Source organism: Cytobacillus sp. EB106-05-05-XG126, assembly GCF_058791715.1.
Window position 1 is genome coordinate 1,013,152 of the sequence record NZ_JBYTDU010000001.1, and the last position, 26,132, is coordinate 1,039,283.

24 protein-coding genes, 1 pseudogene and 1 riboswitch are annotated in these 26,132 nt (G+C 41.7%); of the genes and pseudogenes, 13 read left to right on the forward strand and 12 right to left on the reverse strand.

Going from position 1 to position 26,132, the window contains the following annotated elements:
* Positions 1-796: 796 nt before the first annotated feature.
* Positions 797-1,161: pseudogene (locus AC3WTL_RS05080) on the forward strand (CAP domain-containing protein); the annotation flags it as partial.
* Between the two features lie 144 nt (positions 1,162-1,305).
* On the opposite strand, the gene AC3WTL_RS05085 reads toward AC3WTL_RS05080, so the two are convergent.
* Complete coding sequence (locus tag AC3WTL_RS05085) at positions 1,306-1,452, reverse strand: YwzD family small protein (protein WP_197087797.1); 147 nt, start codon at positions 1,450-1,452, stop codon at positions 1,306-1,308.
* A gap of 274 nt (positions 1,453-1,726) precedes the next feature.
* Between AC3WTL_RS05085 and AC3WTL_RS05090 the strand changes: the two genes are divergently transcribed.
* Entirely contained in the window at positions 1,727-1,855 is a 129-nt protein-coding gene (locus AC3WTL_RS05090) for a hypothetical protein (RefSeq protein WP_258750318.1), read from the forward strand.
* Between the two features lie 44 nt (positions 1,856-1,899).
* Here AC3WTL_RS05090 and AC3WTL_RS05095 read toward each other — a convergent pair whose 3' ends face one another.
* Positions 1,900-2,841, reverse strand: coding sequence for a DMT family transporter (locus AC3WTL_RS05095; protein ID WP_250802342.1), 942 nt, complete (start codon positions 2,839-2,841; stop codon positions 1,900-1,902).
* A gap of 148 nt (positions 2,842-2,989) precedes the next feature.
* Here AC3WTL_RS05095 and AC3WTL_RS05100 point away from each other — a divergent pair, with 148 nt between their 5' ends.
* From AC3WTL_RS05100 to AC3WTL_RS05110, 3 genes are all read left to right on the forward strand, one after another.
* A complete protein-coding gene (locus tag AC3WTL_RS05100) occupies positions 2,990-5,158 on the forward strand; it encodes a beta-propeller domain-containing protein (RefSeq protein WP_492369152.1) in 2,169 nt (722 codons plus the stop codon).
* A 380-nt stretch (positions 5,159-5,538) separates the two neighbouring features.
* Complete coding sequence (locus AC3WTL_RS05105) at positions 5,539-6,543, forward strand: DUF3231 family protein (protein ID WP_048011955.1); 1,005 nt, start codon at positions 5,539-5,541, stop codon at positions 6,541-6,543.
* A gap of 105 nt (positions 6,544-6,648) precedes the next feature.
* Positions 6,649-7,056, forward strand: coding sequence for a hypothetical protein (locus AC3WTL_RS05110; protein WP_048011956.1), 408 nt, complete (start codon positions 6,649-6,651; stop codon positions 7,054-7,056).
* Between the two features lie 35 nt (positions 7,057-7,091).
* Here AC3WTL_RS05110 and AC3WTL_RS05115 read toward each other — a convergent pair whose 3' ends face one another.
* On the reverse strand, positions 7,092-7,475 hold the full coding sequence (locus AC3WTL_RS05115; RefSeq protein ID WP_048011957.1) for a globin domain-containing protein: 384 nt from the start codon (positions 7,473-7,475) through the stop codon (positions 7,092-7,094).
* A gap of 463 nt (positions 7,476-7,938) precedes the next feature.
* Between AC3WTL_RS05115 and AC3WTL_RS05120 the strand changes: the two genes are divergently transcribed.
* Positions 7,939-8,766, forward strand: a complete 828-nt coding sequence (locus AC3WTL_RS05120; RefSeq protein WP_492369153.1) for an aldo/keto reductase — start codon at positions 7,939-7,941, stop codon at positions 8,764-8,766.
* 43 nt (positions 8,767-8,809) lie between these two features.
* Here the strand turns inward: AC3WTL_RS05120 and AC3WTL_RS05125 are convergent, their stop codons facing one another.
* Positions 8,810-9,061 carry a hypothetical protein gene (locus tag AC3WTL_RS05125; RefSeq protein ID WP_492369154.1) on the reverse strand — a complete coding sequence of 84 codons (252 nt, stop codon included), beginning with the start codon at positions 9,059-9,061 and terminating at the stop codon, positions 8,810-8,812.
* Positions 9,062-9,419: 358 nt separating this feature from the next.
* Between AC3WTL_RS05125 and AC3WTL_RS05130 the strand changes: the two genes are divergently transcribed.
* Positions 9,420-9,992, forward strand: a complete 573-nt coding sequence (locus AC3WTL_RS05130) for a hypothetical protein (protein ID WP_048008295.1) — start codon at positions 9,420-9,422, stop codon at positions 9,990-9,992.
* 32 nt (positions 9,993-10,024) lie between these two features.
* Here the strand turns inward: AC3WTL_RS05130 and AC3WTL_RS05135 are convergent, their stop codons facing one another.
* Positions 10,025-10,333 carry a hypothetical protein gene (locus AC3WTL_RS05135; RefSeq protein WP_048008296.1) on the reverse strand — a complete coding sequence of 103 codons (309 nt, stop codon included), beginning with the start codon at positions 10,331-10,333 and terminating at the stop codon, positions 10,025-10,027.
* Between the two features lie 156 nt (positions 10,334-10,489).
* Here AC3WTL_RS05135 and AC3WTL_RS05140 point away from each other — a divergent pair, with 156 nt between their 5' ends.
* From AC3WTL_RS05140 to AC3WTL_RS05150, 3 genes are read left to right on the forward strand one after another with little or no spacing between them, the layout of a single operon-like run.
* Positions 10,490-10,999: a hypothetical protein gene (locus AC3WTL_RS05140; RefSeq protein ID WP_048008297.1), complete on the forward strand. Its 510-nt coding sequence runs from the start codon at positions 10,490-10,492 to the stop codon at positions 10,997-10,999.
* 2 nt (positions 11,000-11,001) lie between these two features.
* Complete coding sequence (locus tag AC3WTL_RS05145) at positions 11,002-11,145, forward strand: hypothetical protein (protein ID WP_048008298.1); 144 nt, start codon at positions 11,002-11,004, stop codon at positions 11,143-11,145.
* A gap of 25 nt (positions 11,146-11,170) precedes the next feature.
* Positions 11,171-11,506, forward strand: a complete 336-nt coding sequence (locus AC3WTL_RS05150; RefSeq protein ID WP_492369155.1) for a DUF3889 domain-containing protein — start codon at positions 11,171-11,173, stop codon at positions 11,504-11,506.
* A 342-nt stretch (positions 11,507-11,848) separates the two neighbouring features.
* Here AC3WTL_RS05150 and AC3WTL_RS05155 read toward each other — a convergent pair whose 3' ends face one another.
* The 6 genes from AC3WTL_RS05155 to AC3WTL_RS05180 form a co-directional block, all read right to left on the reverse strand.
* Positions 11,849-12,406, reverse strand: a complete 558-nt coding sequence (locus AC3WTL_RS05155; RefSeq protein ID WP_048011621.1) for an HAD hydrolase-like protein — start codon at positions 12,404-12,406, stop codon at positions 11,849-11,851.
* 88 nt (positions 12,407-12,494) lie between these two features.
* On the reverse strand, positions 12,495-15,941 hold the full coding sequence (gene metH, locus AC3WTL_RS05160; RefSeq protein WP_492369156.1) for a methionine synthase: 3,447 nt from the start codon (positions 15,939-15,941) through the stop codon (positions 12,495-12,497).
* Positions 15,934-17,784, reverse strand: a complete 1,851-nt coding sequence (locus AC3WTL_RS05165) for a bifunctional homocysteine S-methyltransferase/methylenetetrahydrofolate reductase (protein ID WP_048011623.1) — start codon at positions 17,782-17,784, stop codon at positions 15,934-15,936. The genes metH and AC3WTL_RS05165 overlap by 8 nt, the downstream gene beginning before the upstream one ends.
* 4 nt (positions 17,785-17,788) lie before the next feature.
* A complete protein-coding gene (gene metC, locus AC3WTL_RS05170) occupies positions 17,789-18,973 on the reverse strand; it encodes a cystathionine beta-lyase (RefSeq protein WP_048011624.1) in 1,185 nt (394 codons plus the stop codon).
* Positions 18,970-20,082 (reverse strand): methionine biosynthesis PLP-dependent protein, encoded by a 1,113-nt coding sequence (locus tag AC3WTL_RS05175; protein WP_197245832.1) that lies wholly within the window; start codon positions 20,080-20,082, stop codon positions 18,970-18,972. Before AC3WTL_RS05175 ends, metC begins: the two co-directional genes overlap by 4 nt.
* 75 nt (positions 20,083-20,157) lie before the next feature.
* Positions 20,158-20,273, reverse strand: a riboswitch (SAM riboswitch).
* Between the two features lie 177 nt (positions 20,274-20,450).
* A complete protein-coding gene (locus AC3WTL_RS05180) occupies positions 20,451-20,630 on the reverse strand; it encodes an H-type small acid-soluble spore protein (protein WP_163145131.1) in 180 nt (59 codons plus the stop codon).
* 164 nt (positions 20,631-20,794) lie between these two features.
* On the opposite strand from AC3WTL_RS05180, the gene AC3WTL_RS05185 reads away from it, so the two are divergent.
* The 3 genes from AC3WTL_RS05185 to odhB all read left to right on the forward strand — a co-directional run bounded on the left by AC3WTL_RS05185 (position 20,795) and on the right by odhB (position 25,449).
* On the forward strand, positions 20,795-21,034 hold the full coding sequence (locus AC3WTL_RS05185; RefSeq protein ID WP_048011627.1) for a hypothetical protein: 240 nt from the start codon (positions 20,795-20,797) through the stop codon (positions 21,032-21,034).
* 316 nt (positions 21,035-21,350) lie between these two features.
* Complete coding sequence (locus AC3WTL_RS05190; protein ID WP_250802334.1) at positions 21,351-24,194, forward strand: 2-oxoglutarate dehydrogenase E1 component; 2,844 nt, start codon at positions 21,351-21,353, stop codon at positions 24,192-24,194.
* Between the two features lies 1 nt (position 24,195).
* Positions 24,196-25,449, forward strand: coding sequence for a 2-oxoglutarate dehydrogenase complex dihydrolipoyllysine-residue succinyltransferase (odhB, locus tag AC3WTL_RS05195; protein ID WP_048012047.1), 1,254 nt, complete (start codon positions 24,196-24,198; stop codon positions 25,447-25,449).
* 430 nt (positions 25,450-25,879) lie between these two features.
* On the opposite strand, the gene sda is transcribed toward odhB, so the two are convergent.
* Entirely contained in the window at positions 25,880-26,011 is a 132-nt protein-coding gene (sda, locus tag AC3WTL_RS05200; protein WP_035330849.1) for a sporulation histidine kinase inhibitor Sda, read from the reverse strand.
* Positions 26,012-26,132 lie beyond the last annotated feature (121 nt).

Consider the following 26,132-nt stretch of genomic DNA (forward strand, 5'->3'; position numbering starts at 1 on the left):
GTATAGTGCTGGGAGTGCAAATGACTCGGATGCCAAATGCTGTGATAGGGATATCCTTGTTGAATAGGCTGACACCAGGGCCCATACTGCACCTGGGAATATCCGTAATAATGGGCACCATTCATGCCGGTAATAATATATTGCCTCAAAGAGAATCCTCCTTCTCATCTTTTATAAATAAACTATGCAAAACCTTTTAAAGTGGCCTTTAAGATGAGTGCTCAATTTTCCACCTATACTTTTCGTCTTACTCGGTATGATAAAAAAGTAAAACTTACACTTTTTAAAGGAGAATAAGACCATGTTATTAAAGAAAAACTTTCTTCTTGGTGTTTTCCTTATTCTAACGCTTGCTGCATGTAATAATACTCAGCAGGGCATGGATACAGGGGAATTAACCGGTGATGACCTTAAAGAAATTAGCCAGCCTAATAATGTGAATGTGGACAGAGAAAGACGGGGAGCAGCTCCGCTTGAATTACAAAAAGTAAATAATGGGTACCTTACCATTGATCCCAACTCTTACAGCACTGCAACACCAAGTCAGGATTTCCCTCATAGCCAATTAGCTGATGATGGCGGCATGCCATTATACCAATTTGGAGAGGACAATCAGCAAAATCAGGGAATGGAAGGCGGACAGGCTGAAGGGCGTCAATTTGCTCAGCCGTTTGGACAAGAGGGCCAGCAGCCGCAAGCACCTGCACAAACCCCTCCGCAGGAAGGGGCTGGCCAGGCGCCTCAAGGACAAGGTGAACAGGCACCAGCTGCTCAAAATGATGACATAAACAACTTTGAATCTAAAGTAATCCAATTAACAAATGCAGAACGGGAGAAAAATGGGCTTAATGCATTACAATCAGATAAACCGCTAAGTGGTGTGGCACAGGCGAAATCAAATGATATGCAGCAGAAAAATTACTTTTCCATACAAGTCCAACTTATGGTTCGCCATTTGACATGATGAGGGATTTTGGAGTCAATTACAGTACCGCAGGCGAAAATATTGCCATGGGGCAGCAGACTCCTGAACAAGTGGTACAAGCATGGATGGAAAGTGAAGGTCATCGGAAAAATATATTAAACGGCACCTTTACGCATATTGGTGTAGGATATACTGATGACGGATCTTATTGGACACAAATGTTAATAGCGAAATAAAGTAAAACTTTAATCAGTGGGGCTCCCCCACTGATTGATAGTTGAGGACCACAGGAAGTGGGTCACAAAGACGTTGCCACAGGACGTGGTCTTAGTCTTTGTCCTTATTTGCCTGTTAGACTGCGAAAAAAGGAAATCGGCGCATTAGCCGATTTCCTTTTTGTTTATTAAAGGTTCAAGCTGAGTTTTTATATCATCAAGCAGTTCATGGATGGTTATTTCTGTATCTGTTTGCCCTTTATCAAGAGCAGATTCCAATAGCTTTGCAAAATCACTAAAGTTAGATTTCATAATAGACACCTTCAAACAGCAATGTATTTTATGACTCTATTCCCTGTTAAGATTTTTTAAAACTCACTATATACTATTAACCGGTAAGCTGAGGCGTGAGAAAAATGAACATTCATTCAACCTGCATTTTTGCATAAATGATTGATCTCTCGGAAAGCCGGGTATTAAATACTGATAATATTTTACGGCTGCCCCCATACCTGTCATTTGAACAGCGAATAGTATAGCAGGAAAGAGATTATAAAGATTACTGTGTTAAAATGGAGGTCTGGTTATGAGATTGGTGCAAATGGATATTGATCAGCTATTGGAATCTACATCTGAGATTGCCGAAGAAGATCTTGGCTATATGATCAGACAGGTGGAAATTGATCATTTATTAGAGCGTACCCAGGATTGGTAATATATAAAAGAAAACTCCCCTCAGCCAGAAGCTGAGGGGAGTTTTTAGGCCGAAAACGTATCTTCTTGTGAATGAGTCCTTAATCGCAAAGTTCTCCTGGAAGATAGGACTACACCGAGAATCACAATCCCCCCGCCAATTATCTGATACAAATACAATTTTTCATGTGTAAAACACAAGGCGAAGATAATAGCGAAAACAGGAAGCAGATTCAGAAAAACCCCCGCTTTGGCTGCTCCGATTATGTGAACTCCAATATTCCAGGAAAGAAAAGCCATAATGGAAGCCAAAAACCCAACATACAGCAAGATCCCTATAGAGGGAAGGGTGAAGACAGGTTTTGCTGCCTGCAGCCACAAATATTCAACCAGGCTTAAGGGTACCAATAGTAAAATGCCAAGAAAAACTGAAATATAAAAAGCAGATAGCAAAGGCAGCACGTCTGCATATTTTTTGCCAATCACAGAATACAAAGCCCACATAAAAACCGCTGCCAAAACGTAAAGATCCCCGGCATTTATTTTCCATGAAAGAAACACTTCAAACGATCCCTTTGAAATGACAAATATAATCCCAAAGACTGACAGGATGATTCCTGCTGCCTGGTGGGCCAAAAGCTTTTCTCTTAATATAAATACGGCTAGAATGGCGATAAAAAGCGGAGTTGTACTATTTACGACTGACGCATTTATAGATGTGGTGTATTGCAGTGCCACATAAATGACTGTATTGTAACCAGCAATACCAGTCACGGCCAAAAGCAAAAGAATCTTCATATGCTTCCTTATAATTTTCCAATCATTTTTTAACTGCTTTGTCATAAAAGGAGTTAAGAGAAGAAAGGCAATGATCCAGCGCATAAGGGAAAAAAGAACAGGCGGAAAATAATCAACACCAATTCTCCCTATAACAAAATTACCTCCCCATATCATATTAGCTAATATCAGCAATAAAAAGCCGTTCGTTTTGTTTCCTTCATCCTGCAATAATGAAAACCTTCTTCCTCTACTGTAATAAATAAAATTTTAACTCTAGCATCAAGAAAATTCATTAATTTCGGAAAAGTTTTTCTTGAAAATTTTGTAACTATTGGAAGATGGAGCGCGTCAACTTACTTAAAAAGGGGTGTCTATTATGAAAAATAAATGGCTTTTTCTTGGCGGTATTACATTAGTCCTTATCATACTGGCGTCTTTTTCATTCTTTAACAAACTAAAAATTGTCAGTACTCTGGCAGGAACTAATGAAGAATTAATTGTTTTAAACAATAAAGTGTGGGAGGTTACGTTTTCAAAAGAACTTAATCCGGCTAGTGTTAACAGTACCTCTGTTTATATTCTGAATGAGGAGGGAGAAAAAGAGCAGGTAAAACTCTCTCTGGGGAACAATAATAAATCCATTGAAATTCAGCCGCCCGATGAAGGGTTTAATCTGTATTCACCGCATTATACATTGGTGATCACAGATGATGTTAAAACAAAGAGAGGACAAAATCTGAATCAATCAGTAAAAACAGCCTTTAAAGTTATAAATACATTGCCGGCAATCGGCTCAAGAGAAAAATTGAACAGTTATTTTTCAAGAATGCTTAAGGAAGAAAGGACTTTCTTTTCCGGAAGGGATATAGCAGTAAGCGAGGAAAGCAGCAGTGCAAAGAGCTCAGAAGATTCTGCAGGAACAGATTTTTCGGGGACAAATGTGCAAGTATCGGGTATTGATGAAGCCGATCTGATAAAAACAGATGGAACGCACATATACAAAATCTCCGAAAATAAAGTCCAGATTATCAAGGCAGTTCCGGCAGATAAAATGGAACTGGAATCTCAATTAACTTTTAATGGAAACTTTTCTCCCTATCAGCTATTTATAGAAGGCAGCCAATTAATCATCTTAGGCCACAGTTATAAAGATGTACCTGAACACATTGGGAAGGCGTCTGCCGAAAAAAAGATTGCACCTGCATTTCAATCCGCCAAAACAATTGTTTATAATATCGAAAATAAACAAAAACCAAAAAAAATTAGAGAGGTAGACATTGAGGGCAGCCTGCTTTCTTCAAGGCTAATGGACGGAAAAGTATATTTAATAACAAGTTATCATCCCGAATATTGGATACTGGAAAAAAATGAAAATGCCGATCTGCGTCCCCGTTATTATGATACTGCCGAGAGTAAAGAGCAGCAAATTGTTGATTACAATGAAATAAAGTATTTTCCCGGTTCTCAAAATGCAAATTATATTAATATAGCTGTATTGGATTTAAATGCCGGCGGGAAGCCATTAGCTGTCACAAGCTACTTAGGCAGCGGAAATGAATTTTACATGTCCAAAAACAATTTATACCTGGCAGCCACCCAATACAATGATGAAATCATCGCAGACAGACAAATGCCGCATCCGGATACGAGCATCTTTAAGTTCAATATAAAAGACGGAAAAGTAGAATTCCAGACATCTGCAGAAATAAAAGGCACCGTTTTAAATCAGTTTTCAATGGATGAGTATAATGGAAACTTCAGAGTTGTGGCAACCAAGGGGGAAGCGTGGGATGAACGAACTCCTTCCTCCAATAGCCTTTACATTTTGGATAAGAATTTAAAACAGATTGGCCAGCTTGAAGACCTGGCAAAAGGGGAGAGGATTTACTCTGCAAGGTTTATGAATGACCGGATTTATATGGTTACTTTTAAGGAAACTGATCCTCTCTTTGTTATTGATGGCTCGAATCCAAAAAAACCTTATGTTCTCGGTGAATTAAAAATACCCGGCTTCAGCAATTACCTGCAACCATTGGATGAAAATCATCTCATTGGCTTTGGTCATGATACAAAGATTAGCGGAGGCAAAGGAGCTGGCAGCCAGCCTGTTATTACTACGGACGGTGTTAAAATATCTTTATTCGATGTAAGTGATACAAGTAATCCTGTTGAAAAGGATACAGAAATAATCGGAGGACGCGGCACCTACTCGCCTTTAAACTACGACCATAAAGCGCTTCTCGTTGATAAAAAGAAAAATCTATATGGTTTCCCCATTTCGATCTATCAGAATAAAGAAGGAAGCCAGTTTGAATCCACTTTCGACTTCCAGGGTGCGTTAGTATACAAAATTACTGTCCAAAACGGAATAGAGCTCCAAAGTGAAATTACCCATCAGACAGAAGAAGCAATCTATGAAGAATGGGAAGATGCAATTGAGAGGCTTATCTATATAGGTGATTACATTTATAGCATTTCACCTCAAAAAGTTGATGCCTATCATATAGATGGGTTCCAAAAAGCAGGAGAATTGAAGATAAATTAATATAAGAGAACTGGGCTTCTGGCTGATCCTATTTCTTAGGCTGTTTAAAGTTTGCTGCTATTAGCATATTATTTACTGAGTTGATTGGAGCGGAAGGTGCGAGACTCCTGCGGGAGTAGCGGGACAGGTGAGACCCCGCAGACGCGGAGCGTCGAGGAGGCTCACCGCCTGCCCCGCGGAAAGCGAAGCAGCCTGGAGCGGAAATCAACGGACAATATTTATGGCGTAAAACAACAATTTATATGAAGAGAACCTTACTTAAAAATCCTGAAGAATAAACATTGGAAGTGAATTTCCATATTTTTTGGATTAATCTGCTGTAAAAGGGCTAAGATAAAATATATAGTATATAAATATAATTATAAATGGCTGGTGAGAATATGAACGGCAGCAGTATTCCTAAATTAATATCGTCCGAAATGGCCATGCTCTGGAACACCTATATAGCAGATACAGCAGCAGTCTGCTGCATAAAGCACTATATAAAAACTAATGAAGATCCGGATGTTCTGCCGGTATTGAACTACGCACTTACTATCGCGGAGGATCACATAGACGAAATCGCCTCACTCTTTAATACAGAAGAATTTCCCATACCTGATGGATTTAATGAGCAAGATCTGCACATTGACGCTCCCAAATTATTTTCAGACGTGACCTATCTAAGATTCATGCATCATCTGGGAAGAACTGGATTGAATGCCTATTCACTAGCTAAATCAGTTTCTGCAAGAAAAGACGTTCGCAGCATGTTTAAAAAATACTATGAACAAACCGAAAAACTTTTTGATATGGCAGCTGAGGCCATGCAGGAAAAGGGGATTTTCATTCGATCACCCTATATTGAATATCCTAAAAAGGTAAAGTATGTATCAGACCAACGTTTCCTTGGCGGGATTGCAGGCAAAAAACGGCAGCTTCTGGCTATCGAAATTGCCCATCTGGGAACGAATATCGAGTTATCCAATATTGCCAAAACTATGCTTTTAGCATTCAGCCAGGTAGCTAAAGAAAAAATGATAAGCAATTATTTCAAAAAAGGCTATGACATGAGCCTGGAGCATGTTGAATATTTTCTCAATGTCTTAAAAAATGACGATGTAGCCTATCCAAGCACATGGGATGGGTCCATCACAGACTCAACGATCACACCCTTTTCGGATAAATTAATGATGTTTCTGATCGCAAGTATAACTGCGGTCGGCGTAATGGACTTTGGAATCGCGATCGGTGCAAGCATTAGAAAAGATTTGGCTATCCAGTATGCTAAAATGATGATCAAAGTCGGCAGTTTTGCAGACGACGGAGCAAAAATGATGATTGACAACGGCTGGCTGGAAACGCCGCCTCAATCACTTGATAGAGATGAACTCAGAAAAAAATAGCGGTGAAGCATTCTTTTATAGGGGATGCTTCATTTTTTATGAGTGCCACTTAATAATTGGGGTAATAGAATACTAGCTTACAAAATAAGAAGGAGATGAGACCGAATGCATAAATGGATTCTTTCTTTTACCGCATGCGTAATGCTATCAGCCTGCAGCGCGGGTGAAGAGAAAAAAGAGGAAGCCGCAAAGAATGAAAACAGTAGCCAGGAATACAATGAAGCCACAAACACAGAAGGGGAAAAGAAGCCGCTCTCTATTGCCGAGCTGGATGACCGGATTGATGAGGGTATGAATATTGATACGTACTCTGCCGAAGTGCAGTCATGGGCTGAAAAGGGTCAGCTGGAAATGGAAGAAACAGTGGTCGTTGAAGATGAAAAAACCTCATCAGCTGATATTCTTCAGCTTGCTGATGGATTTTTAGGAGTGGCATATGACGAGAAAGAAGTTACAGAAGTAAAAATGTTCCAGTCTGCAGAGCATGCAAAAGAATATTTTGAATCACTTTAATGAACACTGGACCTTCTCCAAAGGAAGGTCCAGTTTCATTCTGGGCTGTTTACCATAATCGCTGCAACCTGCATTAATCGATCATAGAAAAGGACAGATGCAGGATTTTGTTCAAGCCCTGTCTCCTGAAAGGCCTCCTTCATACAGGCAAGCCATCTTTGCGCTCTTAATGGTGTAATTTCAAATGGAAGATGTCTTTGTTTCATTGCCGGCGGGCCAAACTCCTGGCTGTAGAGAGGCGGTCCTCCAAGAAATTGTGTAAGAAACATTCTTTGTTTTCGCTTAATATCCTCTATGTCTCCTTCAAAAAGGGGACTTAAAACTGGATCTGCATACACACGCGGATAGAACGCCTCGACAAGTTTTTCAATTGGTTCAGTTCCGCCTATTTCTTCAAAAAGTGTTCTAAAATCGTGCATGATTCTTCACCTGCTTGTAATTCATTATTTTATCGCAGTCTAACGGGCAGTAAGACCCCCACTTCAAGACTCAGAGGAATCAAAGGAGGTTAAGCGGGGATCAAACTGCCCGTAAAGGCCCGATTGGTGAGATACAGTGAAACTTGCCGATGCGCAGGCAGAGGCTTAGTTGAACCAATCGGGTTCGTAGTGTCGATTGATCGAAGCGTTAGCGGAGATCTTAGCGAAACTAGAACGCGACTAACAATCAGTGGGGGATAAGGAACACCCTCACTGATTGAAGTTTCACTTTATTGTCATTATATAGAAGATATTCTAGCTGAAATGTGATATAAATCACAGTATAAAATTATTCTTAGACAACCATCCGCCAAAACTTTCATGTTCAAGCATAAAATTTTGATAACTGAAAAGAATGTGAGAAAATTATCCAGTAATCCAATAGTTAAAATGAGGTGAAAGAATGGAAAATTTACAATCAGCTGTATCATTACATAACGGTGTCAAAATGCCTTGGCTTGGTCTTGGTGTTTTCAAAGTTAAGGACGGGGACGAAGTTGTCCATTCAGTTAAATCAGCCCTGAAAGCAGGATATAAAAGCATTGATACAGCAGCAGTCTATCAGAATGAAGAAGGTGTAGGCCAGGCAATCAAGGAAGCAGGCGTACCTCGGGAAGAGCTATTTATTACAACGAAAGTCTGGAATTCTAACCAGGGCTATGATTCTGCAATCAAGGCATTTGAAACCAGTCTTGAAAAGCTTGGTCTTGATTATATTGACCTTTACCTTATTCACTGGCCAGTGAAAGGGAAGTATAAAGAAACATGGAAAGCACTCGAAACTCTTTATAAAGAGAAGAAAGTAAAAGCAATTGGTGTGAGCAACTTCCAGATTCATCACTTGGAAGATCTAATGAAGGATGCCGAGATAAAGCCGATGGTCAATCAGGTGGAGCTTCATCCTTTACTCAGCCAGTCTGAGCTTAGAGACTTCTGCAGAAATCAGGAAATTCAGATAGAAGCATGGTCACCACTCGCACAAGGAGAGCTTCTTGAAAACGCAGTATTGAAGGAAATTGCCCAAAAGTACGGCAAATCGGTTGCACAAGTTATCTTAAGATGGGATCTTCAGAACGGAATTGTTACTATTCCAAAGTCAGTAAAAGAACATCGCATTATTGAAAATGCTGATGTATTTGACTTTGAACTTTCTTCAGATGATATGGACAAAATCAGCAGCTTAAATGAAAATAGACGAGTAGGTCCCGACCCTGACAATTTTGATTTCTAAATAATACAGCAAACCGGCAGGCAAATAGCCTGCCGGTTTCCTTTTACTCCTCAAAATAATCCCGAAATTCTTCTGTATCCGTTTCCATTTTATTCTTGTAGTAAGGATTATCTTCAGTCGAATTTTTCGGATCAAGATTGGTCTTTATCACAAGTGTCGGCCCCGAAGTATGCCCGGCAATCATCCTATCATCCAATTCTTCGAAGTCCGGCATCTTTTTGCTTCCTGGTTTTATTGGATCCATGGCTGCACCTCCCATTCCATAGCGTGCAATGAGCAGGTACAATTTATTCATTATAGCCTCTTAAGTACGAAAGAATGTTTGCACCTGCGGAAAAAAGGATATTAGTGAAGAAAACTATCTTTGTGTTACATAAAGTGAAACTTCAATCAGTGGGGAGTGCTTTTCTCCCTGCTGATTGTTAGTTGAGGCCCACAGGACAAGGAAGGCTTCGGAGCATGAGCATCGCACGACCAAATGCGACAGCTTTTGGGAGGACGTGGCGTTCTTAGTCTTTGTTCGCTTTTCGGCCTTTATGGGCAGTTTGACACCCACTTATCCTCCATTGATTCATCAGAATCTTGATGTGGGGGTCATACTGCCCGTTAGACTGCGATAAACCTACCCTGGTTTTTGAAGTGGAGGAAGATAAATGAGTATTTTCGAGAATATTTTAGATATCCTGGAGAAAAAGGGGGCTATATCCATTCCTTCTCTGCTGGATGAAATGAATAGGCCAAGCAATTTTCAGAGAACCGGCGCAAAACCTGTTGAATTAGCACATGTGAAGTCAGTCATCAGCAGGAAAAGAGAGCTTTTCCATATAAAAAACAATATTGTCACGATTGATCCTGATAAAGATCCCATCCTTTTGAGCGTCAGCCTCGGCGGTTATCCGGGGCCATGGTACAAAATTGAAGTGGATTTCATCAATGGGCGTTTTGTTTATTTTGAATGGCATTTAAGTAATTTTTCATCAAGAAATGAGCTGCCGACAAAGTCAGGAAGCATTGAAGAATTTAAAAAAGAATTATACCGGCTGAAACTTTGGAAGTGGCAGAAAGAATACAAAAATCCGGGGATGTTAATGGATAGTGTGACATGGTCCATAAAGCTGGTCACGAAGGAAAATAGTTTTGAGAGTCAGGGGATACAGTCTTTCCCTAATGGCTGGGAAAAGTTTTGCATGGCACTAACGAATCTGACAGGAAAATATATTTGTTAAAAAGCTGCTGCTGAAAAACTGGCTGCAGCTTTTTAGTTTTCTGAAATCATCTTTAGAACAAAATTCTTATCTTCCTCATCAATATACAGGCAATATTCTTCTTCCTCTGTTATATCCAGCAGCTGCTGAAGTTCTTTGGGGATATGGATGGAGCCATTTTCCGAAATAAGTCTTTTATTGTGGGTTGATTCCAAATTGGCTCTTTCAATAATTATCTGATCATGATCGAAGCGAAGATCAGCCAGTTTTCCCGGCAAAAGACCAAATTGGCTGCGCCACTTGCTGGGAAGAAGAATTTTACCCGTTTTATTGAAATTCTTGCACTTGTACATTGTCAGCATGCTGATCAGCTCCTTCTATGCTTGTTAATCTATTGCACATATTGGAACTTTCAAAACACGAATTTCACGCAATATCGAAAAAAATTCATTGGCTCCCGTAAATAGGATGAATAAAATTCCTCTAAATACAAAACCTTTAAAAAAAGGTGGGGTAAGATGAAAAAGAAGCTATATTTGGTGCTGATAATTATCCTTTCCTGGCTGACTGTTCCATTTATAGGCAAAAAAGATTTTAAGCGATTTTATCCTTCTGCTCTATTTATGGGGTTTTATGTATTAATAGAAGGGATTATAGCTGAAAAAAACAAATGGTGGACGATTAAGGCAAGATTTCATCCCAAGCTTAGTGGTGAACTGCCATTAGTATTAGGACCTTTTTTTGCAGGGTCTATATGGATATTAAAATTAACCTATAGTAAGCCGTTACTGTATTTACTTCTAAATGGGGTGGTCGATGCCTTTTTCGCCTATCCTTTTTATACTTGGTTCAAAAAGATCGGAATATGGAAACTTCGGCGCTTTTCACAGATGAAGCTGTTTATGCTGTTTTTGCTGAAGTCAATCTTCATGTATGTTTTCCACCTCATCTTTGTGGATAAAAAAACAATATCCAGGTTTGCGAATGGATCTAAAAAAACCATTATGAACAAGGGAGAGGAGAGATGAAAATGCAAAAAAGAAAAGACGTTTCCTGTACGGATGATAAGGATATTCTCCATCATCTAATGGAAGAACAAATTGCTTATATATGTGTAGAAGAAGAGGAAGAACGGATGAAGGAAGAAACGATGAATAGCGTCAATAGCGATTAGGATACTTACCGGAAAGAGGTTTAAGATGAAGAAATTAATGATCAGCCTTATGGTATTGATGTTCTTATCAGAATACATTCCCATTCGGGCAATCACTGTAGAAGCCTATGCAGAGAGACCGGAACCAGCCTATGCAAAATGGGGCAGACTTGCTATGCAGACAGCAAAAGAGAAATACCCAAGAGCTAAAATCCTTGACTACCTGCATATCGGCAGAGAAAAGAGACAAACCACAGAAATCGAAAGGTTTAAGCTATGGATAGAGGATGGCGGCAAAGAGTTCGGTTTATACATTGATATTGAGTTTGATTCACAAACGGACAGAGTTGTCAGGATCAATACGCGGAAATCAGCTAATTAGCTCGCTCAGAAGCAAAGTGGGACTTCACCAAGGTGAAGTCCTGTTTCCTTTTATCGCAGTCTAACGGGCAGTAAGACCCCCACTTCAAAACTCAGAGGAGCCAAAGGAGGATAAGTGGGAGTCAAACTTCCCAATCTAGCTGCGGCTCCTAGGGGCTCGCTTTATAATGTAAAGGCCCGATTGGTGAGATACAGTGAAACTTGCCGGCGCGAAGGCGGAGGCTTAGTTGAACCAATCGGGTTCGTAGTGTCGATTGATCGAAGCGCTAGCGGAGATCTTAGCGACACTTGAACGCGACTAACAATCAGTGGGGGATAAGGAACACCCCCACTGATTGAAGTTTCACTTTATCGCAATCTCAAATTTTGAATAACAATCAATCGAGAAGTCTGCATAGGGATTAGTGCTGCGAAACGCACAGGTGCTGATGCCGATCTGTCTGGCAGGCATTAAATCTGTATCCTGGTCGCCAATGGCCAAATCAATATGATATCGACGGTGCAGATATTCATAGGACTCCGGATGCGGCTTTAAAGAGAAACCATCAAATTCCGGGCAGATAACTTCTTCAAAATAGGAAGTAAGTTTCCAATACTCCAGCAGTTCCTCCGTTGATTGCCGGTTACGGTGGGTGACAAGCACGTTAACATTATTTCGCTCTAATATTCCCCTTACATATGGAAACAATGGCTTTTCATCATGCATAAAAGTTGCTTCCATTTGACGGAAATCAGCAATTTTTTCTGGAGGAACATCAAATTTCTGATAGGCTGTCCCGTTTTTCAGGGGCGTGAGCACTTCCTGAGGATCCAGCTCTTTGCCGGATATGCGAATAAAAGACCGAACCAAAGTGGGCCAAGTATCCAGAATCGTGCCATCTAAATCCCAGAGAACATTCATAATAATCTCCCTCCTTGCTATGTATTCATTGTATAGGCTGTGAGGAGGCAAAGGCAAATACCCGGCCATTTTACCTGCCGGGTATCTATTATCTCAATACATTAAAGTATCTGGCTTCAGGATGGGCAAACACCATTGCAGATACAGAAGCCTCAGGTTCCATCATGCATTCTTCAGTAAGGTGAACACCGATATCCTCTGGCTGTATAAGCTTAAACAGCTTTTTCTGGTCCTCCAGATCAGGGCACGCAGGATAGCCATATGAAAAGCGCTGCCCCTGGTATTTCGCCGCAAAACGGTCCTTCATCGTCATTTCAACCGGATCAGGGAACCCCCAGCGATCGCGGATCTGGCGGTGGATCAGCTCAGCAAGGCCTTCAGCCGTCTCCAAGGCCAGCGACTGCAGGGCATGGCTTTCCAGGAATCTGCCTTCGGCTTTTAAACGATCTGCAATAGCGCGTATTCCTTTCCCGGCTGTCACAGTAAAGAAGGATACATAATCCATTTGACCGCTTTCTTTTGATTTAAGGAAATCTGCCAGACATAAGAATGGCTCTGTTTCCTGTCGAGGAAACTCAAATGTCTCGATGACCGTTTTTTCGTCTTCAGCATAGATAAACACCTTATCGCCGTCTGACTGGGCAGGGAAGAATTGATAAACTGCTTTTGGCTCAATCCAGTTTTTCTCTTTTGCTTCAGAAATCAGTTCATCAACCATAGCGTTAATTTTAATGGCTTTTTCATCTTTTTCCGCAAGCAGCTTTTGCAGGTTTCCTTTTAAGCCAAGGTGATGGCCAATAAGCATCTGCTTGTTAATATAGGGTTCAATATGTGATAGGGAATAGGTTTTCAGCAAATGCCTTTTTAAATCTTTTGGAACAAAAACTGGCACCTTTGTGCTGACGGTCGGTTTTGGCTTTACTGCAACCGCCACTGATCCGCGGTCATATGGTACCGCATTAAGCGCTGCTGCCTGTTTTTCTTCCTGCTGGATTCGCAGCCTCTCAGCCTCTTCAGGCTCCTGAAGCTGATTGGCTAAAGAGAGACCGTTCATAGCATCCTTGGCATACAGCACGAGACCGTCATATTCCTTTGAAATTTTAGTATCCGTGAATTTCCTTGAAAGGGCTGCGCCGCCAACTAAAATCGGAATATCAATTCCAGCCTGTTTCATGTCGTGTGCGGTTATGACCATCTGCTGTGCAGATTTAACAAGCAGACCTGAAAGGCCAACCATATCCGGATTCTCACGCCTGATGTTTTCAATCAGTTCAGCAGGGGAGACTTTGATTCCCAAATCTATCACTTCATATCCATTATTGCTTAAAATAATATCCACAAGATTTTTCCCTATATCATGAACATCACCTTTAACGGTTGCCAGGATGATTTTCCCCTTGGATGAAGATTGGGCTTCATCTTTTTCCATATGCGGTTCAAGATAAGCGACAGATGCTTTCATAACCTCGGCGCTCTGCAGAACCTCTGCGACAATCAGCTGATTATCATTGAACAATCTCCCGACTTCCTTCATTCCGTTCATTAAAGGCCCGTTAATGATATCAAGCGGAGCAGGGTATGCCTGGAGAGCAAGTTCGAGATCCGGCAGCAGCCCTTCTTTTGTTCCTTCAAGTATATAATAGGCGAGGCGTTCTTCAAGTGTCATATCCGGAAGAACACTTTTGCTTTCTTTTTTCTTATCCCGGTAAAAATCAGTGAAAATGGCAAGTGATTCATCAGTAGTTTCAAATAGCAGCTTTTCAGCCATTAAAACCTCTTCCTTAGATATGGAAGCAAATCTTTCGAGTTTTTCTGTGTTCACTATCGCATAATCCAGGCCTGCCTGGGTGCAGTGATAAAGAAATACAGAATTTAAAATTTCCCTGCCAACAGGAGGGAGGCCGAAGGAAACGTTACTGATTCCCAAAATGGTTTGAACCTCCGGCAGAGCCTCTTTAATAAGTCTGATTCCATCTACCGTTGCCTTTGCAGACCCGATGTATTGCTCATCCCCTGTCCCGACAGGGAAGACGAGGGGGTCAAAAATAAGATCCTGAGGCGGGATATGATATTTATTTACAAGCAAATCATGAGAACGCTTTGCAATCTCAAGTTTACGTTCAGCCGTAACACCCATTCCTTCTTCGTCAATCGTTCCGACAACCACTGCAGCACCATAGCGGTGAACGAGAGGGGCAATCGCCTCAAAGCGTTCTTCTCCATCTTCCAGATTAATCGAATTTATGATGGCTTTACCCTGTGAATAGGTGAGAGCTTTTTCAATCACTTTTTCATCTGTTGAATCGATCACGAGCGGAACTTTTATTTTTTTCACTAATTCCTTGATGAAATTCTCAACATCCTGCATTTCTTCACGATCTGGATCTGCCAGGCAAATATCAATAACATGGGCACCGCCTTTTACCTGGGCACGGCCTATCTCAGCAGCCTCCTCGAACTTTCCTTCTGCAATCAGTCTTTTAAACTTGCGGGAACCAATTACATTTGTTCGTTCACCGACCATTATGGGTCTTAAAGTTGGATCATCATAAATCAGAGGTTCAATTCCGGAAACTTTATGCAGGGAGTTCCCCTCATAATTCCTTGGTTTATAATCTTTAACAGACTCAGCAATTGCCTGGATATGCTCAGGTGTGGTTCCGCAGCAGCCGCCTACAATATTCAGCCAGCCTTCTTTGGCAAAACCCTCAAGCTTGCTCGCCAATGATTCGGGAGTTTCATGATACTGTCCTTCTTCATCAGGCAATCCTGCATTGGGATAGCAGCTGACTGCTGTGGATGCCAATCCTGACAAAGAACGGATATGGTCCTGCATGAATTCGGGACCTGTCGCACAGTTGAGTCCAACTGCCAGAGGCTTCATATGTTCAAGCGAAATATAAAAGGCTTCAATCGATTGGCCTGCAAGGGTCGTGCCCATCGGTTCAATTGTTCCGGAAACAATGAGCGGCAGTTTTATTCCCGTCTTTTTTGATGCCTTTTCAATGCCGATAAAACCAGCCTTCACATTCAGCATATCCTGACTGGTTTCGAGGAGAAGAAGATCCGCTCCCCCGTCTATTAACCCTCTGGCCTGCTCTTCATAAGCAGCTATCATGTCTTCAAATGTAGACCCGCCGGTAACACTCAGTGTCTTCGTCGTTGGTCCCATAGCGCCTGCCACATATCTCGGCCATTCAGGAGTTGATATACGGTCTGCAGCTTCTCTGGCAATTTCAACAGCAATTTTATTCAATTCATAAGCTTTTTCTTCCAGATCGTAATCTGCGAGAACAATGCTGGTTGCACCAAAGGTATTGGTTTCAATAATGTCTGCACCGGCTTTTAAATATTCAAGGTGAATATGTTCAATAACAGATGGAGCTGTAATATTTAGATTTTCGTTGCAGCCTTCATATTCTTCGCCGCCAAAATCATCCGCTGAAAGATTGGCTCTCTGAAGCATGGTGCCCATTGCTCCGTCCATGATCAGAATCTTCTTTTTTAGCTGTTCCTGCAGTGATGGTTTATACATGCTGTTTCCTCCTTGAAAGCCGTTCGGTTGTCTCACGGGCATAGTTTGATAGCTCGACAGTCATTTCATAGCGCATAAATGGAGTGATAAGGTAAATGCCATTAAACAGCTCTGCCGCTGCATCAATCAGCGACTTGGCAATGGCAATGCCTTCAGCGCCAGCTCGTGCTGGATCATCCTTTAATGAAGCCATCCTGCTTCTAATACTGTCGGAAATTTTGATTCCCGGAACTTCATTATGGAGAAACTCTGCATTCCGGCTGCCGGTAAGAGGCATCAAGCCTATATAGACAGGTGCTTTTAAATCCTTCACAGCCTCATGAACCTCAAGCAGTTTTTCTTCAGAGAAAACAGGCTGCGAGATGAAATAATCCGCACCGTGCTCCAGTTTCTTTTCGAGCCGCCCAACCGCTTTTTCCAATGAGCGGACATTGGGATTAAAAGCGCCTGCCACTGAAAAGGCAGCTTTCTGGCCCAGGTCTTTCCCTGAAAACGATAATCCTTCATTTAACTGCTTGATCATACTGATCAATTCAAATGAAGAAACATCATACACAGAAGAGGCGCCAGGAAAATCACCGACACGGGCAGGGTCTCCTGTTACGGCAAGAATATCATTTAAACCGAGGGCATGAAGACCCATTAAATGGGATTGAAGACCAATTATATTTCGATCCCTGCAGGTTACATGCACAAGTGGACGCAATCCAGTCTGCTGTTTGACAAGATAGCCAAGTGCAGAGTTGCATACCCTTGGTGAAGCAAGAGAGTTATCTGCAAGAGTAATAGAATCGATTCCAGCACCCTTCAATGCCTTTGCACCTTCGAAAAAGCGGGCAGTATCAAGCTTCCTTGGCGGATCCAGCTCAACAATTACCGATGGCCTTTCTCTGACAATATCCTGAAGAGGAGGGAGCTCTCTGGATGATTCCGGTTTCTCTGAAACTATAATTTTATTAACTGCCTTTATTTCTTTTTCCTCGATTGGCGGAAGTCCTTTTAATACATCAGCAAACGCCTTGATATGGTCAGGTGTTGTTCCGCAGCACCCTCCAAGAAGGCGGACACCCTGATTCCGGAATTCTATTGCGGACTGCCGGAAATATTCCGCATCACCTTCATAATGGAATTTGCCGTCCGTATAAGCTGGAATACTGGCATTTGGATATGCAGATAAATGGGCATGTTTTGGCAAAGGTACACTTTCGAGCGTTTTCAGCATATGATGGGGGCCAAGCCTGCAATTGATTCCCACCACATCTGCGCCCATGCCGTCAAGCTTTGTTAATGCCTCTGCTATAGGAGTCTGGTTCTGAAGAACTCCAGCTTCCTGAAGTGAAACCTGTGCGATAATCGGCAGATCGGTTTCTTTTCTGGCTATAGCCAGAACCGTCTCAAGTTCTTCTAGATCATAATAGGTTTCAAGCAAAATACCATCTACATCCTCAAGCAGCAGACAATAAAGCTGCTCACGGAAGCTTCTTTTAATTTCCTCCAATGTAATCATGTTCGGCTTGAATCCTCTGATCCCGCCGATTGTACCTGCAACATATGCGCGTCCCGCGGCAGCTTTTTTGGCAATCCGGGCTGCCGCACTATTAATCTCTTTCACAGAGTCTTCAAGCCCATACCGCTGCAGTTTCAGATAATTCGCCGCATACGTATTGGTTTGGATCAATTCAGCCCCTGCGCCTATGTACGCTTCATGGATGTGCTGGATCTGCTCAGATTGCGATAGATTTAATTCCTCAAAACAGCTGTCGGTGCCATAGGAGTAAAGAAGAGTTCCCATCGCGCCATCTGCTATGATGATTTCATTCTTTAATTTATCCAGGAAACTCAAAGTATCACCCCCGCTGTAAAATGGATTGCTTTGTTTGTTCGACTGCAGATAAAGCTGCATTAAAATCTTTTATAATATCGTCTGCGTTCTCCAGGCCAACAGAAAGACGGAGAAGACTGTCTGTAATTCCGCGCTGTTCTCTTTCAGATGCAGGCATGGCTGCATGCGACATTTTGGCAGGGTAGGAGAGGATGGATTCAACTGCTCCCAGACTTACTGCAAAAACAGGAATTTTCGCATTTTCCACAAATACTCTCATCGACTTTTCATCTTCAAGTTCAAAAGACAAGACGGCACCTGCATTCACAGCCTGCTTTTTCTGAATTTCATAGCCGGGATGTTCTGCAAAACCGGGATAATGAACTTTGTTTACTGCTGGGTGATCATGAAGGAAACGAGCAATCTTCTCAGCTGATTTCACAGACTGATCCAGCCTTACTTGCAGCGTTTTAATGCCTCTAAGAACAAGCCAGGCATCCTGAACACCCAGAACAGCTCCAAAGGAATTTTGGAGAAAAGCCAATCTTGCACCTAACTCCGGATCCTTCACAACAGCTAAGCCGGCTACGACGTCACTGTGTCCGGATAAGAATTTGGTTGCGCTGTGCAGCACGATATCCGCCCCTAAAGAGAGCGGTTTTTGAAGGGCAGGGGTAAGGAATGTATTATCCACAAATGTCAGGGCTCCATGCTGTCTTGCCAGTGAACTGATGGCCTGTATATCTGTCACCTTCAGCAGCGGGTTGGAAGGAGTCTCTACATAAAAAACTTTTGTGTTTGGACGGATTGCTTCTTTTACTTCCTCTAGATTAGTCATATCAACAAATGTGTGCTCAATGCCAAAACGGGACAGGACTTCTGTTGTCATGCGATAGGTTCCGCCATATACGTCTTCTGTAATGACCACATGATCTCCCTGTGACAAGAGGAGGAATGCTGTGGAAATGGCAGCCATTCCAGAAGAAAAGGCAAACCCTCTAATCCCTTCTTCAAGCTCGGCGATGACTTCTTCAAGTGCTTCCCTTGTTGGATTCAGGCTGCGGCTGTAATCATATTTTCCGAATGCATCTATATCTTTTTGATGGAAAGTGGAGGCATGCTGGATCGGTACACTGACAGCTCCTGTTTCCGGGTCGAACTTTTGATTATTGTGAAGTAATTTCGTTTGAAATGTGTAATTCGTACTCATCGTACTGCCTCCTTTAAAACCTTTGCAAAAGCATGTTGAAGATCCGCCTTCAAATCTTCTGCATTTTCGATTCCAACCGAGAAACGCAGAAGCCTGTTACAGACACCTGTTTCAATGCGGATCTCTTCTGGGATGTCCGCATGCGTTTGTGTTGCGGGATATGTTATAAAACTCTCGACTCCGCCAAGGCTTTCAGCAAAGGAGATGAGGGAGAGGCTCTGCAGAAAAGGATTCACCCAGGATTCATCCTGGACCCGGAAAGATATCATTCCTCCTTTGCCTGGATAAAGAACTTCCGTTACGGCAGCGTGGTCTGATAAGAAAGCCGCTAATTCCCGGGCATTTTTTTCATGACGTTCCATGCGAAGAGAGAGTGTCTTCATGCCTCTGATCAAAAGCCAGGAATCAAATGGGCTAAGGACTGCACCGGCAGCATTGTGGTTCATGGCAAGATCCTCACATAACTGTTTGCCTTTTGCGACAACTAAACCGGCAAGTACATCATTATGTCCTCCAAGATACTTTGTCGCACTATGGATGACAATATCAGCACCAAGCTTTAGAGGCTGCTGAAGAAGGGGGGTGTAAAATGTGTTATCAACGATCAGGAGAATATTATGCCGTTTCGCGATATCAGCTATTAACTGAATATCTGTCTCTTCCATGAGCGGATTAGTGGGAGTCTCCAGAAAAATAGCTTTCGTATTTTCGGTGATTAGCTCTTCAACATTTTCCGGAGTGCTCGTATTCACATATTTGCTCTGCAGTCCCCATTTTTTGAAGCCCTGTTCAAGCAGACGGTAGGTTCCGCCGTATAAATCCTTGGAAACAATCCACTCATCTCCTGATTTAAAGAGGGAAAGAATCGTAAGGATGGCAGCCATTCCAGAACTGCAGGCATAGCCTTGATCGCCTTCTTCAAGATCGGCGATCGCCTTTTCAAGCAGCTGGCGGGTAGGATTGCCTGTTCGGCTATAGTCAAAGCCAGTTGACTGTCCAATGCCTTCATGCCGGTAGGCGGTTGAAAAGTATACAGGCGGATTCACTGCTCCTGTTGCTGATTCGCTCCTGTTTCCGATTTGCGCTAATTTGGTGTCAATATTGTACATACTGGTAAACACTCCTTCTTTAAAATAAAAAAAGCCTTCTATAAGAAGAAGACTTTTTAATGTGAACAGCCATTCTTCTTATCTTTCAAGTTTCTAAAAAACTTGCAGGAATTAGCACCTTTTCAATCAAAATACGATTGCTGGTTGCTGAGGCGTCGTCGGGCCTTACCCTCGACCTCTCTGGATAAGAAATCAAATATTAAATTTTCTCTAAACTTTACTACAGTAAACCGTTAATAGTCAACACTTTTTTGAATATTTCATGTTATAAAAAATATCGGGCCAGGCATCTTGAGTCCTTCTGCCTAAAATATGATCTTGAACCAAAAAAACTTTCCATTACATTCTGGAAAGTTTTTTTAGGGTATTCATTCTTCAATCAAATCGTTAACCGACACATTCATTTCTTTTTCAGAATTTGCTTTTGTGTAAATGCGTGCTGTCTTAGTCTGCTCATCTACATGCTGAATGATGATCGGTATGCCATTTAAAGTAACACTGTGCATTTCAGCAGACTCAGCAATCTCTTTTGCTCTGCCTATATTCATGGAAAAACCTCCTGAATTTGAATAATTTTAATGTGCCTTAAAAAGACACATATTATTCTTTTAAAATGAGCCTGGCATAAACTGTTATAGGTAGATCGCTTTAAAGTTCAGAATATTTCCTTTATAATAATGAGGAAAATAATATTTCTTGGAGGGAAGCTATTATGCAAGAACATAGTCACTGCCGTCACAGATTTGCTGAAACAGATGGGCCAGCCGTTTTCCGGACAATTGATGGCATTGAAGTGAATGTTGCCGGCAGCTTATTCCAAAAATGTACAACATGCGGTCATTTTGATTTTCCCGTAGATACCAGAGAAGCCATTGAATCTTCCCTTAAAGAAAACAGAAAAAATACCAATGAATCGAAACAAATCTATATTAACCTGGTAGAAACTTTTTAAAGCCGAAACTTTTCGGCTTTTTTTATATGTTCAGTTATTTCTTATTTATAAATGTTTACCCATTTACAAATCATTTTATTAGAATAAGTAATTATTAAAAAATTTTTTTAATAGTTTTCCACTATATTCATGTTTTTATCTTTGTACAACTAGATTTTACGTGTTAGAATAGCTGTGGAAACGTTTTATCCTCTGAAAAATATTATTATTCGTAAAAATGAATTGTTAATCCCTTCTTATGATGGGTATTGTACTTTTAGAGAGAAAAAACGTATTGAATTATTCACTTACAAAACAGTTATGGAGGTAATTTTCCATGAAAAAGCCATTGAATGGTGAGGGACCTTTTGAACAGGGATTTCATGGCCCAAACCTTGGCTACGTTATTGAACTTTATGAAAGATATTTAGAGGATCCATCCTCGATTGATCCTGAAATGAAAGAGTACTTTGAAAAAAATGGTTCCCCTCTTACGAGTGAAGGAACGGTGCAAATGGCTTCATCTGCAAATCAGCCAATGAATGCCGGACAGCTTGAGAAAACACTTGCTGCTATTCGCCTGGCAGATAATATCCGCACATATGGCCACTTGGCTGCCGATATTTATCCACTGGGTAACAATAAATCGGAAATTGCTTTATTTGAACTGAGCAAATATGGCTTAACTGAAAATGACTTAAAAGAGATCCCTGCTGGTGTCATTACCAAAGATGCCACATATCCTTTACGCAACGGACTTGAAGCAATTGAATTCCTGAAGAGCGCTTATATGGGACCCATTGCTTTTGAATTCCAGCATATATTTGATGAAAACGAAAAAGACTGGCTTCGCCGTAAAATAGGGGCCAACAGCCACAAGCTGTCAATGCAAAAAGCGGAAAGACTGAAAGTTTTAAGAAGACTGACTGAAGTTGAGGAATTTGAAAAGTTCCTTCATAAAACTTTCGTCGGACAAAAGAGATTCTCCATTGAGGGTCTGGATACAATGGTCCCGTTACTGGATGAAATTGTTTCTGAATCCGTTTCTGATGGAGCAAAAACGATTAACATCGGAATGGCCCACCGTGGAAGGTTAAATGTGCTTGCTCATGTGCTTGGAAAGCCATATGAGATGATCTTCGCAGAATTCCAGCATGCCCCGAATAAAGAACTGGTTCCTTCTGAGGGATCCATCGGGATCAATTACGGCTGGACAGGTGACGTTAAATATCATCTTGGTCTTGATAAACAAATCAAAGATGAGAATACGACAATAGCCAGACTGACATTAGCTAACAATCCGAGCCACCTGGAATTTGTTGGTTCACTAGTGGAGGGCTACACGCGAGCTTCACAGGACAACAGAACAAAGGCCGGTTATCCTGAAGTAGATCCAAAAGCTGCTCTAGCCATTATCATTCATGGAGACGCAGCATTCCCTGGTCAGGGCATTGTAGCAGAAACACTTAATCTCGGACAGCTGACTGGCTATAATACTGGCGGTTCAATCCATATCATTGCCAATAATACAATTGGTTTCACAACCGAATCACATGATTCACGCTCTACCAGATATGCAAGTGATCTGGCCAAAGGGTATGAAATGCCAATTATGCATGTTAATGCGGACGAACCTGAAGCAGTAGTTGCAGCGGCAAGAATTGCCTGTGAGTATCGTGCTAAATTCCAGAAGGATATCCTCATCGATTTAATCGGGTATCGCCGTTTTGGACATAACGAGATGGACGAGCCTATGACGACGAATCCTCTTATGTATAATATTGTACGCAATCGCCCAACCGTGAAAGCGCTGTATGCTGAAAAGCTTTTAAATGAAAAGATCATCAGTAAAGAGGAAGCTGAAGGAGTCCATAATGAAGTGCTGGAAAAAATGAAGGCAGCCTATGAAAAAGTGCCAAAAGAAAAGAAGGAAGCTGAATTAACCGATCCTCCTGAAACTGTCGAAAAGGGTCTGCCAAAAATTAATACAGCCGTTTCAATTGATAAACTAAAACAAATCAATGAAGAATTATTAAAATGGCCGGAGGATTTCAAGGTATTTGATAAACTCGGCAAAATTTTACAGCGCAGATTGGAAGCGCTTGAAGGGGACGGCAAAATTGATTGGGGCCTCGCAGAAACACTGGCATTTGCAACCATCCTATCTGATGGCACACCTGTCAGACTGACTGGCCAGGATTCAGAGAGAGGAACATTTGCTCAAAGAAACGTTGTCCTGCATGATCATACAACTGGAAAAGCGTATTCACCTTTGCATAAGCTCTCAACTGCCAAGGCATCATTCGCTGTCCATAATAGTCCATTATCAGAAGCCGCTGTTGTAGGCTTTGAATATGGATATAATGTATTTGCTCCGGAAACCCTTGTTTTATGGGAAGCTCAATATGGTGATTTTGCCAATGCAGCACAGGTAATGTTTGACCAGTTTATTGCTGCCGGCCGAGCAAAATGGGGCCAAAAATCAGGTCTTGTCATGCTCCTTCCGCACGGTTATGAAGGACAAGGACCAGAACATTCAAGTGCGCGCCTGGAAAGATTCCTGACTCTTGCAGCTGAAAATAACTGGACAGTTGCCAATCTTTCTTCATCAGCACAGTACTTCCATATTTTAAGAAGACAGGCTGCCATACTCGGAAAAGAGGAAGTTCGCCCGTTAGTGATCATGTCTCCGAAGAGTCTGCTGCGCAATCCGACTGTCGCATCAAATGGAATTGAATTGAGCGAAGGAGAATTCCGATCCGTTATCGAACAGCCTGGTTTAGGTCAAAATCATGAAAAAGTGAAACGCATCATTCTTGGAACAGGAAAGATCACAATTGATTTAGCCGAAAACCTGAAAAACTATCCGGATCAGGATTGGTTCCATATTTTACGTGTGGAAGAAATCTATCCGTTCCCAATGAATCAGATCAAAGACATTTTAACCCGTTATCCAAATGTGGATGAAATTGTCTGGATTCAGGAAGAACCTAAAAATATGGGTGCATGGAATTTCGTTGAACCTAGACTGAAAGAAATCGCAGGCAGCGAAATCGAAGTCAGCTACATCGGAAGAAGACGCAGATCAAGCCCGGCAGAAGGTGACCCGACTGTTCATAAGAAAGAACAAGCACGCATAATAGAAGAAACCCTAACACGCAAGCAAGAAGGAGGAAATTAAGGTGGCAGAAATCAAAGTTCCAGAATTGGCGGAATCCATTACAGAAGGTACGGTGGCACAGTGGCTGAAACAGCCTGGTGACACTGTCAATAAAGGTGACTATGTTGTCGAACTTGAAACGGACAAAGTAAATGTTGAAATTATTTCTGAACATAGCGGAGTTTTACAGGAAATCAAAGCACAGGAAGGCGACACGGTTAATGTAGGTGAAACCATTGCTGTCGTTAATGAAAGCGGACAAGCTGCACCTGCTCCGGAAAAAGCGGAAGAAAAGCCTGAAGCAGCAAAAGCGGAAGAGCCTAAGGCAGAGGAGCAGCCAGCACAGCCTGCTGCTGAAGAAAAAACTGGCGGACAGCGTCCAATCGCTTCACCGGCAGCACGAAAACTGGCAAGAGAAAAAGGCATTGACCTGAGCCAGGTGCCGACAGCCGATCCACTGGGCCGAATCAGAACACAGGATGTTGAATCCTTTAAACCTAACCAGGCAAAACAGCAGGCTCAAACATCAAAACCTGCAGCAGCTTCCAAACCGGCTGAACAGGCATCAGGCGGAAAAGAAGTGGAACGGATTAAAATGTCCCGCCGCCGCCAGACAATTGCAAATCGCCTTGTAGAAGTACAGCAAACAGCAGCCATGCTGACCACATTCAATGAAGTGGACATGACAAATGTAATGAACCTTCGCAAGAAGCGGAAAGATAAATTCTTTGAAGAAAACGATGTTAAGCTTGGCTTCATGTCATTTTTCACAAAAGCGGTCGTTGCAGCACTTAAGAAGAATCCTTACTTAAATGCTGAAATTCAAGGCAATGAAATCGTTCTGAAAAAATTCTATGATATTGGTATCGCTGTTTCAGCTCCTGAAGGTCTTGTCGTTCCGGTTGTCCGTGATGCAGACCGCAAAAACTTTGCGGAAATCGAAAAGGATATCATGGACCTTGCAGTGAAGGCAAGAGACAATAAGCTCGCTCTTTCAGATCTGCAGGGAGGAAGCTTCACCATCACAAATGGCGGTGTATTTGGCAGCATGATGTCTACGCCAATTCTGAACGGACCTCAGGTTGGTATCCTTGGAATGCACTCCATCCAGCTGCGCCCGGTTGCGATAGATGCTGAAAGAATGGAAAACCGTCCAATGATGTACATCGCACTATCTTATGACCACCGCATTGTTGACGGAAAGGAAGCTGTAACATTCCTGAAACGCGTCAAGGAACTGATTGAAGATCCGGAAAGCCTTCTTTTTGAAGCCTAATAACTAATGAAACCAGAGTGGAGTTCCGCTCTGGTTTTTTTAGGAGCATACGAAACTATAAAAATGAACGTTATTAATAACTCTGTGAAGAGTGTCTGCATCCAGCTCCAGCGCCTACCCCTCGAGGTGTCGGGGGTGAGCAAGGCGCTTCCGCTTTCTTTATGGAAAATTATTTGCATTAAGGAAACAAAGTACAGGTTATGAATAGTATATTAAAAAGCAGGTGATAACCTTGAAAAGAAGGCAAATGAAAATTCTGCAGTATAGTGCGGTGTTAAAGAAATTAGGGGTTATAAGTGAAGAGGAATTTGAAAATATAAAAAAAGCAAACAAACTTACAGCATACGTCCGAAGATAATAAAAAAAGCGGGAATAGCTCCCGCTCTACATATTCACTAAGTATTTGGCTAACTAATATGGATTTTGAAATTTACTCTTTAAACGGTCTTAAGCCCCGTTTTTGAATCTCCGTTTTTAATATCCTAATCCATTCCTTTTCAGACCCTGACTTTAATGCATCACGATACGAGACGACCAGCTGCTCATTACTCATAATTTTCATTATGCATACCTCCTGGTTAAATGGATTGAATATTCTATTTTTTATTATTGTAAAGGTTTTTTAAGATTTTGTGAACCCTTTATAAAGAAAAGATTTATTACATTCTGGTGACATTTTTCTG

Excerpts from the sequence above, each read along its gene's own strand:
- AC3WTL_RS05085 (WP_197087797.1), bottom strand. The coding sequence starts at position 1,452 with ATGAAATCTAACTTTAGTGATTTTGCAAAGCTATTGGAATCTGCTCTT.
- AC3WTL_RS05090 (WP_258750318.1), top strand. The coding sequence starts at position 1,727 with ATGAGATTGGTGCAAATGGATATTGATCAGCTATTGGAATCTACATCT.
- AC3WTL_RS05100 (WP_492369152.1), top strand. The coding sequence starts at position 2,990 with ATGAAAAATAAATGGCTTTTTCTTGGCGGTATTACATTAGTCCTTATC.
- AC3WTL_RS05105 (WP_048011955.1), top strand. The coding sequence starts at position 5,539 with ATGAACGGCAGCAGTATTCCTAAATTAATATCGTCCGAAATGGCCATG.
- AC3WTL_RS05110 (WP_048011956.1), top strand. The coding sequence starts at position 6,649 with ATGCATAAATGGATTCTTTCTTTTACCGCATGCGTAATGCTATCAGCC.
- AC3WTL_RS05115 (WP_048011957.1), bottom strand. The coding sequence starts at position 7,475 with ATGCACGATTTTAGAACACTTTTTGAAGAAATAGGCGGAACTGAACCA.
- AC3WTL_RS05120 (WP_492369153.1), top strand. The coding sequence starts at position 7,939 with ATGGAAAATTTACAATCAGCTGTATCATTACATAACGGTGTCAAAATG.
- AC3WTL_RS05125 (WP_492369154.1), bottom strand. The coding sequence starts at position 9,061 with ATGAATAAATTGTACCTGCTCATTGCACGCTATGGAATGGGAGGTGCA.
- AC3WTL_RS05130 (WP_048008295.1), top strand. The coding sequence starts at position 9,420 with ATGAGTATTTTCGAGAATATTTTAGATATCCTGGAGAAAAAGGGGGCT.
- AC3WTL_RS05135 (WP_048008296.1), bottom strand. The coding sequence starts at position 10,333 with ATGCTGACAATGTACAAGTGCAAGAATTTCAATAAAACGGGTAAAATT.
- AC3WTL_RS05140 (WP_048008297.1), top strand. The coding sequence starts at position 10,490 with ATGAAAAAGAAGCTATATTTGGTGCTGATAATTATCCTTTCCTGGCTG.
- AC3WTL_RS05145 (WP_048008298.1), top strand. The coding sequence starts at position 11,002 with ATGCAAAAAAGAAAAGACGTTTCCTGTACGGATGATAAGGATATTCTC.
- AC3WTL_RS05150 (WP_492369155.1), top strand. The coding sequence starts at position 11,171 with ATGAAGAAATTAATGATCAGCCTTATGGTATTGATGTTCTTATCAGAA.
- AC3WTL_RS05155 (WP_048011621.1), bottom strand. The coding sequence starts at position 12,406 with ATGAATGTTCTCTGGGATTTAGATGGCACGATTCTGGATACTTGGCCC.
- metH (WP_492369156.1), bottom strand. The coding sequence starts at position 15,941 with ATGTATAAACCATCACTGCAGGAACAGCTAAAAAAGAAGATTCTGATC.
- metC (WP_048011624.1), bottom strand. The coding sequence starts at position 18,973 with ATGAGTACGAATTACACATTTCAAACGAAATTACTTCACAATAATCAA.
- AC3WTL_RS05175 (WP_197245832.1), bottom strand. The coding sequence starts at position 20,082 with ATGTACAATATTGACACCAAATTAGCGCAAATCGGAAACAGGAGCGAA.
- AC3WTL_RS05180 (WP_163145131.1), bottom strand. The coding sequence starts at position 20,630 with ATGAATATAGGCAGAGCAAAAGAGATTGCTGAGTCTGCTGAAATGCAC.
- AC3WTL_RS05185 (WP_048011627.1), top strand. The coding sequence starts at position 20,795 with ATGCAAGAACATAGTCACTGCCGTCACAGATTTGCTGAAACAGATGGG.
- AC3WTL_RS05190 (WP_250802334.1), top strand. The coding sequence starts at position 21,351 with ATGAAAAAGCCATTGAATGGTGAGGGACCTTTTGAACAGGGATTTCAT.
- sda (WP_035330849.1), bottom strand. The coding sequence starts at position 26,011 with ATGAAAATTATGAGTAATGAGCAGCTGGTCGTCTCGTATCGTGATGCA.